Origin of the sequence: Legionella londiniensis (genome assembly GCF_001467825.1) — a bacterium.
Taxonomy (GTDB): domain Bacteria; phylum Pseudomonadota; class Gammaproteobacteria; order Legionellales; family Legionellaceae; genus Legionella_A; species Legionella_A londiniensis.
This window is the reverse complement of record NZ_LNYK01000010.1, coordinates 57,866-69,741: the sequence shown is the minus strand read 5'-3', so window position 1 is coordinate 69,741 and position 11,876 is coordinate 57,866. Positions and strand designations below refer to the sequence as shown.

Genomic DNA, 11,876 nt, shown 5'->3' with positions numbered 1-11,876 from the left:
GTTTCCTCGTATCGCATAAAATGTTGCCAAACCCTAGTATTTCAAATTTAGTTTAGGCAAAATAGCTGGGCATTTTTGCATTATTTATCATATGGAAGACAAAGGGGATGAGTTATGAAAATGAAACTGGTCGCTGCTGCTGCGATGAGTCTTGCAATGACAACAACAATGGCTGCAACCACAACACCTGCGCTGGATAGCGATATTGATAAGCTTTCGTACAGCATTGGCATTGATCTTGGAAAAAATTTTAAACGCCAGGGCATTGATGTAAATCCCGAAATTTTAGTCAAAGGATTGCAAGACGGTATCAGCGGCAATAAGTCTTTGTTGACTGAAGATCAGATGCGGGATGTACTTGATAAGTTTCAAAAGGATTTAATGGCCAAGCGCACGGCCGAATACAAGAAGCAGGCCGAAGAAAATAAAGCAAAGGGTGAAGCCTTTTTGAAAGAAAATAAAGCCAAAGAAGGCGTTGTAACTTTGCCGAGCGGTTTGCAATATAAAATCATTAAATCTGGTTCCGGAAAAAAGCCCGGTAAAGAGGATACTGTAACTGTCGAATATACCGGACGCCTGATTAATGGCGAAGTGTTTGACAGCACTGAAAAAACAGGTAAACCCGCGACATTCAAGCTCTCCCAGGTTATACCCGGTTGGACAGAAGCACTGCAATTAATGTCAGAAGGCGCGATATGGGAAATTTATGTCCCTTCAGATCTGGCATACGGTCCACGCAGTGTTGGCGGGCCAATTGGACCAAATGAAACCTTGATATTTAAAATTCATTTACTTGAAGTCAATAAAAGTGAAGCGTAATTAGCACGCATTTTTGAAAATACATTGAATTCATCTGGATGGCGGCTCTAGCTATTCAGGTGAATATTTTATAAGCGTGCAAATTGCACTCGCCATTACCTATTGAGTTTTCGCTGGGTTGCAAAAAGAGATGGTTTTGAAATACTCCCAGCTTACATGGAGTAACTGAGCAGAATTTTATTATTTATCCTTTTCTGTAGCCCAGGCTCTACTTTCACTTGAGCCAGCCTAAGAAAAAATAATATGAATAAACGTCTATTTATTGTTTTTGTTTTGGGATTCTCTTCCGGCCTCCCTTTATCACTACTTACCAGTACCTTGCAAGCATGGTTTTCTGCATCTGGCATTTCAATCATGGCAACTGGATTATTAAGTCTTGTTGGCCTTCCTTATGTTTATCGAATTCTCTGGGGGCCTCTTCTTGATCGTTATACGCTGACTTCATTGGGAAAAAGACGAAGCTGGATTCTTGCGACCCAAATGGTACTGCTTTTGGGATTCAACTTCATGGCTTGGTTTTCACCAGAAGATTCATCTCAGATGCTCGCAGTACTGGCGTTTTTATTTGCCTGTTTTGCAGCTACTCAGGATATGGCGATTGAAGCGCATCGTACGGAATATTTGCCTTTGCATGAACATGGCCTTGGCGCTTCTTATGCTACTTTCGGCTATCGGTTGGGCCTGATGGTTTCTGGAAGTCTGGCATTGATTCTTGCGCAGTATGCGGGATGGGCCGTGACCTACCGCCTCATGGGGTTTTTGATGATTTTTGGCATGGCGGCTGTATTTTATAGCCCTGAACCTTCAAAATCGACTGAAAAAATTTCTATGGTAAACGCGTATTTTGCTCCCCTTAAAGAACTGTTTACCCGACCGCGCTTTGTCTCGCTTATCCTTTTTATTCTTTTTTATAAATTTGGAGAAGCATTTACTACTACCACCAGCGGTATTGTTATGCCTTTTTTAATCCAGGGTGTGGGATTTTCTTTGTCGACAATTGGGTATGTGAATAAGTTCATGGGGATCGTTGCAATTTTAGCCGGTGGATTAACTGCCGGATTCATTCTAACCAAATGGCCTGTTTACAGGGCGCTCATGTGGTTTGGCATTATGCAGGCGATGGCTAATTCTTTATTTGTGCTCCTTGCAATTGCGGGAAAAAATCTGACTTTGTTTGCATTTGCGATAGTGTGCGATAATTTTGTGGCCGGCATGGCAACTACCGCCCTGGTCGCATTGTTTATGCGTATTGTCGATAAGCGCTACACTGCAACACAATTTTCTCTTTTGGCGACACTGGCAACAATCCCCCGGGTTTTTTCCGGCCCAGTTGCGGCGCTGCTGCAATCCTGGTTTGGCTGGGTAGGTTTGTATCAAATTTCAGTTTTACTGGCACTGGGCTTTATTCCCTTCCTTCTCATTTTAAATCGTAGCTTGTGGCAGATGGCTGAAGTACAAGGATAGCTCAGTACTCAAATAGGGCTGTTCCCTGGTAATGATGATATCAAATTTACCGAATTTGGTGGAATTAATCCTTATAACCAGGCAATTAAATGGTGATAACTTGTGTGCGGTTTTCATCATGTTGTGCCTCATTTGTCTGCTCTTTATGATTATGTGAGTGCTCTGTTTGCTGCTCTTGATCTTGAGTGTTCGGGACATATGGATCTTTAGATATTTCACTGAAAACTTGCCCTGTCGTCAGGATGCCTGCGTATAGAAGTTTTGTTAGATAGGCTGCTTTACAAATATTGTATGTTAAGTCATGACATTGTTGGTTTTGAAACAACAAAGTAATTTCTAATCCCATTTCAGTCGCTGCGATTAAGGCTTGTAGAATATGAAGGAGTCTTTCTGGAACATGGGTTTCCGGGCGGATGCTTGTAAACCCTGAAATTAATATTTGGGAAAATTTAGCAGGAATATTTGAGCCTGGAATGATGCTAAGGCTCGAACCTAAAACTTGCGCTCCCAAATTCAAACGCCCGGCGTTTCGCGCGCAGGAGGATGAGGTTGCGGCACCGAAAATATTTTGTAGAGACGGCATATTAAACTCATATCCAAAAAAAGTAGCCATAGCCAATAGTCCTTTATCTTTGCGGTAAAACCCTATTACAGTATCAGGTTTTATTGTCGATAGCCAATCTGTCATATTTTGGTCTTTAGATGCGGCTGGCATGGTTGTTTATTTAGTCTTAAATTAGACAAAAATCTAAATTTAGACTAACATTATAAAAAATTAACGGGAGAACACAGTGCAACTGGCAACTGCAAATTCACTGAAGATTTCAGATGCTATCGCATGGAAATCTTTAAAACAACTTGTATATAAATTTAGCTTTAAACCCAGAGAAGCTATGATCTTGATGGGAGATATACCCAAGGCAACTTATTATGCAGGCATTGGGCATTATCAAGGAAAATTAAATCGGGATCAGTTAGAGCGTATTTCCTATTTATTAGGTATCTATAAGGCTCTTGTCATTCTATTTGATGACAGGCAGCAAGCTATGAGCTGGATAATCCGCAATAACTCACTGCCGCCTTTCTATGGAAAAACACCAAAAGAATTTATGCTGGAAGGCAGTATCGTAAGATTGTCCGAGGTAAGGCGGTTTTTGGATTTTTGGCGAGGGTATTAAGTGTATCATTACATCGATGTACAAAAGAGAGTTCATAGAATCCTTCCTTCCAAGTTTCCGCCGGTTTCTCTATTTGATTGGGCAGAGAACCGGGAGGAGTTAGAGCAAATAGCAGCTCTTGAGGGACTTACAAATGACAGGCTTAGCACAGAATATGGAAAACTGAATTTAGTGCCTAAGGAGGATTGGGTAGGAGGGCAAGGGGCTACACCACTTATGGCGGCTTTTACCCATATCGGATATCCATCTCGATTCTCCGATGAAACCTTTGGTATTTATTATGCGGCAGATTCGCAAAAGGCTGCTATAAAGGAAACAGTTTTTCACCGTGAGCTGTTTTATAGCGCTTCCAACGAGCCTGCTTGCAAAATAACCATGCGGGAATATGTCGCAAACGTTGTAAAGCCTCTAGTTGATATAACAGGCAGCGAGTATCATCATTTATTGAACCCAAATCCAAATCAATACAAGATTAGTCAAGCATTTGGAAAAAAAGTAAAGAATGACAATCAATGGGGAATATATTACCCAAGTGTTCGAAGCCAGAACTCATTCTGCGCTGCAATTCTAAGACCGCCGGCATTAACTATTCCCGTTCAAGGAAAACATTTTGAATATCTTTGGGATGGCCATTCAATCAGTCAAGTCAAAGCAGTTAACAGTATTAATTTTTGACACGGCGGCTCAGGGTAAAGGTAATACAAGTTTTGTGAATCATTTCGCTTCAATATTAAAAATAACGGCTCGTTGAAAATAACTCAATAAGATTAAGGCAATCAGCAAATTAGGTGTTTTTGTGAATGATTGAGAAGTGTTTTAAATTATTCAATGGTACCGAGGGTGGGACTCGAACCCACACGGTGTCACCACCACCGGATTTTGAATCCGGCGCGTCTACCAATTCCGCCACCCCGGCACAGGTGGCTCATTATAGCAAAGAACTTTACTGATACAATGGGTATTTTAAAAATTTTCTTCATACGGGACGAAAAAGCAGGAGGAATATGATCTCTTGCGGCAGGGAAAAGAATTGCGATATAGTCGGCGTAGCGCAATCGTTTATTCAGTAAATCGGCATTATCCCAAAACCCGTGATTGAGGTGTGAATGAAAAAACAAATTCTCTTTGGTTCAGTCTTACTGCTGTGCATGAATGCCGCGTTTGCGGCAAATTGTCCTGATCCCGGTAATAGCTCTTTACTTTGGGGTGAAGTACCGCCATCCTGGGAGTTAAGTCCTTTTTCTGAAAACAGTGTGCAGGGAGAAGAAGGGACTCAATTCACTCGTGCCAATATTTTGGTTGCGGGCAGAGGCCACGGCGTCGCCTGCACCTATGAAAATTCTTTGGGTTATTACACCATTTGGAAACAAGCAAGCGTCCATGTGCCGGCCAGTATGGATTATAACTGGCATAAAACACTTGGCGGTTATGAGTGTACTGCCTCAGTTGCGGCTTGTTTATTTTATTTCTAAGTGTTTTTGATTCCCTGCAGATGTGGGATTTAAATTCTTTCCTCAGTAATATCAATCATCATCTGCAATGCCTTCTTTGCGTTGTGGATGACCCAGTTTTGATCGAATTGTTTCAGCCGGTTTCTTAACCCGGTAAATTCATTCACTACATCGCCTGCTTTAACCTCATTATAGGGAAGCATTTTACCCTGGCGCAGCAGATCAACCAAAGCAACCAGATGAGGCGGATCATTACGCGACATCGTAGCGCAGCCGCAACCCATACTTTTTTGTGAGAGAGTAGCCGGCACTTCTGCCAAATTGACAACTTGAATGCCTAAGGGTTTACAAAACTGCTTTAGATTTTCCACCAGGTGATTTTCCGTACCGATTGCATAGCGTTTGGTGCCTGCTTTATCATTTGCGACAAAATCCCAAATGAATGCAGTAGAGCCTGCATAATTTGCCAGGCGGATGACATCATTGCGGCATTCTGGGTGAACGACTGTGGTATAACCCTGACCGTGCCAGTAATCACACATTTCCGGTTCATAGTAAGTGTGAACAGCACATTCGCTGGCAAACAGGATCAATTCAGCTCTATCAAATTGTGAAATGGTTTCTTTATCTTGGGCAAGCAAAGAATATTGCGCGCCTTGAGTGCCGCCTGGCCAGTAGGCAATGTTGTTTATCCCAAGCCACCAGGCGACATTTTCGCCCATGTGCTGATCGGGGATAAAAAGTATTTTCTTGTTTTGCTTTCTTGCCCATTGAAATATTTTTTTAACATTCGAACTCGTGCATACAGCGCCTCCCTGGGCACCGGTCATGGCTTTTACGCGCCCTGAAGTATTCATATAGCAGACAGGCAATATGTTCTTTGGGCCGTATCGTTCATTTAAATCAAGAAAAGCAGGCTCAACCATAAAATCCTTGGCAAGCATTTCCATGGTGCAGCCGGATTTGGGATTTGTGATATAGACTTGTTGCCCGGGATTGGCAAGAATGCTGATCGATTCAGCCATAAAATGCACAGCTGATTCAATAATGATGGATTTTTCAGGATGATTGGCAGCCATGAGCGCCAGTTGATAAGAATCACCCACCTTGCCGCCAAATTGCTCCACCAGCCTCACTATCTCTCCTCCCATATAATAATGGGCGAGAAGAAGCAATTGATCGCCAAAATGCGCCTCAGCTTTCTTCATGTAGGGCTTCATCCAGGACAGCACTGTGCTGAGTTTACGATCAGGTAAAGCCTGATATTCTTCAGCATAAGGAATAAACTCTTCCTGATACCAATCGAGGGGGTAATCACTCTGGCAGATGCTCATGTCATGATGAATGTGCATCAACGTTTTTTCGGGCTGATAAGAGACATCTTGTTTAAACATATACTACCTGACAATCATATAAAAGGGGGTTGCGGTGAATTGGAACGGGCAATGCTTTCCTGAGTCTCCGGCTTTTTATAAGGAAAATCTTCACGATAATGTCCTCCCCGGGATTCTCTCCTGGACAAGGCAGCCCGGACAATTAATTCAGCGTTCAGGATGATATTGCGCAATTCAATTAAATCTCTGGTAATACTGTGTTTCCAGTAATATTCTTCGATTATTTTATTTCTTTTCAATATTAATTGTAGCAAATCTTGAAGGCCTGCCTCAGTCCGGACAATGCCCGCATAAGAGGTCATTTCGCCACGTAAACTCCGCCAGTGGGCGTTGATTTGACTGGCGCGGCGCATATTGACCTCTCCTGGGGAGTTCCAGCTGGCGATAGAACCTGTCGATTTCCAGGGAGTGCGGATATCTTCTATGCTGCAGCGCGCAGCGTTTGAAGCCATGACCACAGCCTCAAGCAGTGAGTTGCTGGCGAGGCGATTTGCGCCGTGAAGCCCTGTGAATGCGACTTCACCAATCGCATAAAGCCGAAAGAGATCAGTGCGGCCATATACATCAGTCAAAACTCCGCCACATTGATAATGCGCCGCGGGTACCACAGGAATCATATCCTGGCTCATATCGATGCCGATGGAAAGGAGCGTTTGATAAATTTTAGGAAATCGTTTTTGCAGAAAAGATTTGGATTGATGGGTAATGTCCAAATAAACATAACTGCGTTCGCTTTGTTCTATTTCAGTGAAAATGGCGCGGGCTACAACGTCACGGGTGGCTAGTTCTAACTGGTTAGGAGCATAGCGGCTCATGAAGCGCTCTCCCGTGTCGGCATTTTTTAAGATTCCGCCTTCGCCGCGAACAGCTTCTGAAATCAAAAAGTTAGTCAAGGTATGATGGTGTAGTAAAGTAGGATGAAATTGATAAAATTCCATATTTCCTACCCGCGCGCCAGCGCGATAAGCCATGGCAACCCCATCGCCAGTTGCGACCATAGGATTTGTAGTATAACGAAACGTTTTTCCAGCGCCGCCAGTAGCGAGTACAACACAGCGGGCCAAAAAAGTGTGAATGAGGTTTTTGTTGCAATCAAGAATATAGGCGCCAAGTACTTCTCCTTGATTATCCGTACGGTGGGGATGGTAATGGGTAATTAAATTAATGGCTGCATGATATTCAAAATAATGAATTTGGTTTTGCAGCTTGCTTGCTTCAATTAAAGCTTCAACTGTATTTAACCCGGTTTGATCGCCGCAGTTAAAAATGCGCCGGTGAGAGTGGCCTCCTTCTTTTGCCAGTTCATAACTGCCATTCGGCTTTTTATTAAATTGAATGGCATAGCGTTGTAATTGCTTGATGGCTTCAGGCCCCTGGCGGATGATAAATTCAACAGCAGGCCGGTAGCATAAGCCGTCTCCAGCTTGTAGAGTATCTTCAATATGAGACTCCATTGTATCCTCAGGGGAGAATACAGCGGCAATCCCCCCTTGGGCATAGCGGCTGTTGCATTCCAAAGCCTGATCTTTGCTGATGAGTGCAATTTTAATATGAGGCTCTAACTGCACTAATTGCATGCAGTAATGAAGGCCCGCAAGCCCCGTGCCAATGACGAGGGCGTCGTATTCATAGGTTTGCCCTTGCTGGGATAATGCATTATTCATGAAAATGCCTTGACCAGCTGGGAAGCAAGTCCGGTATATTTATGCGGAGTGAGCGAGAGTAACTGCTCTTTGGCATCAGGGGGAATATCCAATGAACGGATAAACTCCTGTAAATTCTCGCGGTTTATTCCCTGCCCGCGGGTCAGGTCGCGGAGCTTTTCGTAGGCATTGGGTATATGATAACGGCGCATTACGGTTTGCACGGCTTCCGCAAGAATTTCCCAGTTCTCTTCCAGATCTTTTTTCAGTGCATTTTTATTGATTTGCAATTTATCATTCCCTTTTGCAATAGAATGAAAAGCAATGAGCGTATAAGCGAAAGCAACTCCAAGGTTACGCATTACGGTAGAATCTGAAAGATCCCTTTGCAGCCTGGATTTGGTTAACTTGCTGGCAAAGTGATCAAATAAGGCATTGGCCAGACCCAGGTTGCCTTCGGCATTTTCAAAATCAATCGGGTTGACTTTGTGCGGCATCGTGGATGACCCAACCTCTTCAGCAACGGTTTTTTGCTTAAAGTAGCCAAGAGAAATATAACTCCAGATATCCCGGGTGTAGTCTAAAAGGATATTGTTGATGCGAATCATGAGGTGTGATACTTCAGCGATACCGTCATGCGGCTCAATCTGGGTGGTATAGGGATTGAACGAAAGACCCAGGGAGTTCACAAAATTCGCGCAGTGTTTTCGCCAGTCAATATCGGGATAAGCTATCATATGGGCATTATAATTGCCTACAGCACCGTTACATTTTGCGGCAATTAAAACTTCTGCCAATTGCTGCTGCGGCCGTTTTAGACGGGCTACAAAATTAATCAGTTCTTTGCCAATTGTAGTGGGTGTTGCCGGCTGGCCATGTGTTCGAGACAGCATGGCGATGCTGCCATGCTGCTTTCCAAGAAGCGTGATGCTTCCTGTAATTTCTGCCAAAGTAGGCAAAATCACATGCCCAATAGCCTCTTTCATCATGAGGGCGTAAGCAAGATTATTAATGTCTTCAGAAGTACAGGCAAAATGAATAAACCCTGTAATCTCACGTAATTCAAGGAATTCAGATTGTTCAAGTTTTTCTTTCAAGTAATATTCAACAGCTTTCACATCATGATTGATTTGCTTTTCATATTCCTTTACTTTTAAAGCTTCGCTTTCATCAAAATTGGTCAGCAGATCCTGCAGAAATGTTTTTTGTTGTGCTTTAAGCTTTGGTACTTCGCGGATTTTACTATTGGCAGCTAATGATTCAAGCCAGCGGATTTCAACCAGTAAGCGATAATAAGTCAGAGCAAATTCACTAAAATAAGCGCATAAAGGACGGGTTTTTTTGATATAGCGTCCGTCAATGGGCGATATGGCTGTTAAGGCAGATAGGGTCATTAGCAATTCTTGGCAATCAGAAATGCCCATATGATATTAGATGCGGACTAAGATGTGAATATTAAAACAGCACACATGCAATTCACAAAATAGGGTAATTTAAGTAGAATGACCTTCATTTTATTAAAACTGGGATAAGATATGGCGGTTACTGCATACACAATGGAATTTAAAGACTTGAACATCAATCATCTGCCCCAGGTTGGCGGAAAGAATGCCTCTTTAGGTGAGATGATAAGTCATTTGTCCTCAGCTGGCGTTGCAGTTCCCGGTGGTTTTGCCACAACCGCTGAAGCGTTTCAGGAATTTCTTTCCCATAATGGGTTAAACAGAAAAATTTCGGCATTATTGGAAAACTTGGATGTCGATGATGTCCGGCAACTCGCTTCAGTTGGGAAGCAAATCCGCGAGATGATCCTTAAATCTTCCTTTACTGGCGCTTTTGAGGATGAAATTCGCACTGCCTATTTAAATCTTGCAAACTCTATTGGGCATGAAAATTTCAGTGTTGCGGTTCGCTCTTCTGCGACTGCCGAAGATTTGCCTGACGCGTCTTTTGCAGGGCAACAGGAGACTCTGCTTAACATTTGCGGGATTGATGCGGTATTGCAGGCTATCAAAACTGTTTTTGCATCATTATATAATGATAGGGCAATTGCCTATCGCGTCCATCATGGGTTTGCCCATCAGGAAGTATCGCTCTCAGTCGGCATTCAACAAATGGTGCGCAGTGATCTTGCGGTAAGCGGCGTCATGTTCACCATGGATACCGAGTCGGGATTTGAGGACGTGGTTTTCATTACTTCTTCTTACGGCCTTGGGGAAATGGTGGTTCAGGGTGCTGTTAATCCCGATGAATTTTACGTATACAAGCCAGGGCTGCGCGCAGGAAAATCAGCCATTGTGCGCCGCAATTTAGGCACTAAAGCCTTAAAAATGGTCTATGACCAGGAAGGCGCGGAAAGGACGGTAAAAACCATTGCAGTTGAAGAGAAAGCCCAGCGGCAGTTTTCCCTGTCGTCAGAGGAAATTGAATTACTGGCTCGCCAGGCGCTGATTATTGAAGATCATTACGGCAGGCCAATGGATATAGAATGGGCTAAAGATGGAGTGAATGGCAATTTTTACATTCTGCAGGCCAGGCCCGAAACCGTGAAAAGCCGCGCCAGCAAGCAGGTTTTAGAACGATATCGTTTAAAGGAAACAGGAGTGATATTGGCAGAAGGGCGAAGCATTGGTCAGAGAATAGGGCAAGGGCGGGCTCGAGTGATCAAAGACATCAGTGAAATGCATCGGATTGAGCCGGGTGATATTCTGGTTTCAGATATGACGGATCCTGACTGGGAACCCGTAATGAAACGTGCTGCCGCCATCGTAACAAATCGCGGCGGGCGCACTTGCCATGCTGCTATTATTGCGCGGGAGCTTGGTATTCCAGCTGTAGTAGGGTGCGGGGATGCAACTCATTCAATCAGGGATGGCGAGGAAGTAACCGTGTCTTGTGCCGAGGGAGATAATGGTTATGTTTATCAGGGATTGCTGGCTTTTGAGCATACGAAATTAGATGTAGACACCATGCCTGAATTGCCCCTTAAAGTGATGCTGAATGTCGGAAATCCTGAACGTGCGTTTGCGTTTCAGGCGATTCCAAATTCAGGAGTTGGGTTAGCAAGGCTTGAATTTTTAATTTCCAATACAATTGGCATTCATCCAAAAGCTTTACTTCAATATGATTTCCTAAGCGATAAAGAATTGAAACAAACGATTGCTGATAAGACCGCGGCATATCCTTCCCCTGTGGAATTTTATATTGAGCGCTTAAAAGAGGGCATTGCAACCATTGCTGCAGCTTTTTATCCTAAACCCGTTATTGTCCGGCTTTCGGATTTTAAATCAAACGAATATGCCAATTTGATTGGCGGATATCTCTACGAGCCTCGTGAAGAAAATCCAATGCTTGGGTTTCGCGGCGCCTCAAGATACGTATCTTCCGATTTCGCAGACTGTTTTGCGCTGGAGTGTGAGGCGGTAAAAAGAGCTCGCGAACGCATGGGGTTTAAGAATGTGGAAATCATGATTCCTTTTGTGCGTACCGTTATGGAAGCGCAACAGGTGATTGCAATCTTGAAAGAACATGGTTTGGAGCGCACAAAAGAGGGATTGCGTATCATTATGATGTGCGAGCTTCCCGCAAACGCTTTACTGGCTCATGAGTTTTTAAAATATTTTGATGGCTTTTCTATTGGATCAAATGATTTGACCCAGTTGACACTTGGACTTGACAGGGATTCAGGATTAATTGCTTCCCAGTTTGATGAGCGGGACGACGCGGTCAAGATGCTCTTGCATATGGCTATTTCCGCCTGTAAAAAAGAAGGGAAATATATTGGCATTTGCGGGCAGGGGCCATCTGACCACCAGGATTTTGCTGAATGGCTAATGCAGGAGGGGATTGAAAGCATCTCACTGAATCCTGATTCTGTTCTGGAAACCTGCTTGTTTCTTGCAGAGCATAAGGCAGGATAACAATTCA

General features: G+C 43.6%; 10 protein-coding genes and 1 tRNA gene. 6 read left to right on the top strand and 5 right to left on the bottom strand.

Annotated elements, in window-relative coordinates:
* Positions 1 to 114 precede the first annotated feature (114 nt).
* Positions 115 to 819 carry a BamJ family beta-barrel-assembly machinery protein gene (locus Llon_RS03200; RefSeq protein WP_058528628.1) on the top strand — a complete coding sequence of 235 codons (705 nt, stop codon included), beginning with the start codon at positions 115 to 117 and terminating at the stop codon, positions 817 to 819.
* A 243-nt stretch (positions 820 to 1,062) separates the two neighbouring features.
* Positions 1,063 to 2,283: an AmpG family muropeptide MFS transporter gene (locus Llon_RS03190; RefSeq protein ID WP_083503249.1), complete on the top strand. Its 1,221-nt coding sequence runs from the start codon at positions 1,063 to 1,065 to the stop codon at positions 2,281 to 2,283.
* 85 nt (positions 2,284 to 2,368) lie between these two features.
* On the opposite strand, the gene Llon_RS11605 is transcribed toward Llon_RS03190, so the two are convergent.
* Entirely contained in the window at positions 2,369 to 2,971 is a 603-nt protein-coding gene (locus Llon_RS11605) for a hypothetical protein (protein ID WP_176579706.1), read from the bottom strand.
* A gap of 103 nt (positions 2,972 to 3,074) precedes the next feature.
* Between Llon_RS11605 and Llon_RS03180 the strand changes: the two genes are divergently transcribed.
* Both Llon_RS03180 and Llon_RS03175 read left to right on the top strand, forming a co-directional pair.
* Entirely contained in the window at positions 3,075 to 3,461 is a 387-nt protein-coding gene (locus Llon_RS03180) for an MbcA/ParS/Xre antitoxin family protein (RefSeq protein ID WP_058528624.1), read from the top strand.
* Positions 3,462 to 4,136, top strand: coding sequence for an RES family NAD+ phosphorylase (locus Llon_RS03175; RefSeq protein ID WP_058528623.1), 675 nt, complete (start codon positions 3,462 to 3,464; stop codon positions 4,134 to 4,136).
* 154 nt (positions 4,137 to 4,290) lie between these two features.
* Here the strand turns inward: Llon_RS03175 and Llon_RS03170 are convergent.
* A tRNA-Leu gene (locus tag Llon_RS03170) sits at positions 4,291 to 4,377 on the bottom strand.
* Positions 4,378 to 4,567: 190 nt separating this feature from the next.
* Here Llon_RS03170 and Llon_RS03165 point away from each other — a divergent pair.
* Positions 4,568 to 4,933 carry a DUF3757 domain-containing protein gene (locus Llon_RS03165; protein WP_058528622.1) on the top strand — a complete coding sequence of 122 codons (366 nt, stop codon included), beginning with the start codon at positions 4,568 to 4,570 and terminating at the stop codon, positions 4,931 to 4,933.
* 29 nt (positions 4,934 to 4,962) lie between these two features.
* Here the strand turns inward: Llon_RS03165 and nadA are convergent, their stop codons facing one another.
* The 3 genes from nadA to purB are packed head-to-tail and all read right to left on the bottom strand — an operon-like array spanning position 4,963 to position 9,343.
* A complete protein-coding gene (nadA, locus tag Llon_RS03160; RefSeq protein WP_058528621.1) occupies positions 4,963 to 6,306 on the bottom strand; it encodes a quinolinate synthase NadA in 1,344 nt (447 codons plus the stop codon).
* Between the two features lie 14 nt (positions 6,307 to 6,320).
* Positions 6,321 to 7,970 carry an L-aspartate oxidase gene (gene nadB / locus Llon_RS03155; RefSeq protein WP_058528620.1) on the bottom strand — a complete coding sequence of 550 codons (1,650 nt, stop codon included), beginning with the start codon at positions 7,968 to 7,970 and terminating at the stop codon, positions 6,321 to 6,323.
* A complete protein-coding gene (gene purB / locus Llon_RS03150) occupies positions 7,967 to 9,343 on the bottom strand; it encodes an adenylosuccinate lyase (RefSeq protein ID WP_058528685.1) in 1,377 nt (458 codons plus the stop codon). The genes nadB and purB overlap by 4 nt, the downstream gene beginning before the upstream one ends.
* A gap of 141 nt (positions 9,344 to 9,484) precedes the next feature.
* Between purB and ppsA the strand changes: the two genes are divergently transcribed.
* Positions 9,485 to 11,869, top strand: a complete 2,385-nt coding sequence (ppsA, locus tag Llon_RS03145; RefSeq protein WP_058528619.1) for a phosphoenolpyruvate synthase — start codon at positions 9,485 to 9,487, stop codon at positions 11,867 to 11,869.
* Positions 11,870 to 11,876 lie beyond the last annotated feature (7 nt).

Bases quoted from the DNA above. Each gene is read 5' to 3' on its own strand.
- Llon_RS03200 (WP_058528628.1), top strand. From the start codon at position 115: ATGAAAATGAAACTGGTCGCTGCTGCTGCGATGAGTCTTGCAATGACA.
- Llon_RS03190 (WP_083503249.1), top strand. From the start codon at position 1,063: ATGAATAAACGTCTATTTATTGTTTTTGTTTTGGGATTCTCTTCCGGC.
- Llon_RS11605 (WP_176579706.1), bottom strand. From the start codon at position 2,971: ATGACAGATTGGCTATCGACAATAAAACCTGATACTGTAATAGGGTTT.
- Llon_RS03165 (WP_058528622.1), top strand. From the start codon at position 4,568: ATGAAAAAACAAATTCTCTTTGGTTCAGTCTTACTGCTGTGCATGAAT.
- nadA (WP_058528621.1), bottom strand. From the start codon at position 6,306: ATGTTTAAACAAGATGTCTCTTATCAGCCCGAAAAAACGTTGATGCAC.
- nadB (WP_058528620.1), bottom strand. From the start codon at position 7,970: ATGAATAATGCATTATCCCAGCAAGGGCAAACCTATGAATACGACGCC.
- purB (WP_058528685.1), bottom strand. From the start codon at position 9,343: ATGACCCTATCTGCCTTAACAGCCATATCGCCCATTGACGGACGCTAT.
- ppsA (WP_058528619.1), top strand. From the start codon at position 9,485: ATGGCGGTTACTGCATACACAATGGAATTTAAAGACTTGAACATCAAT.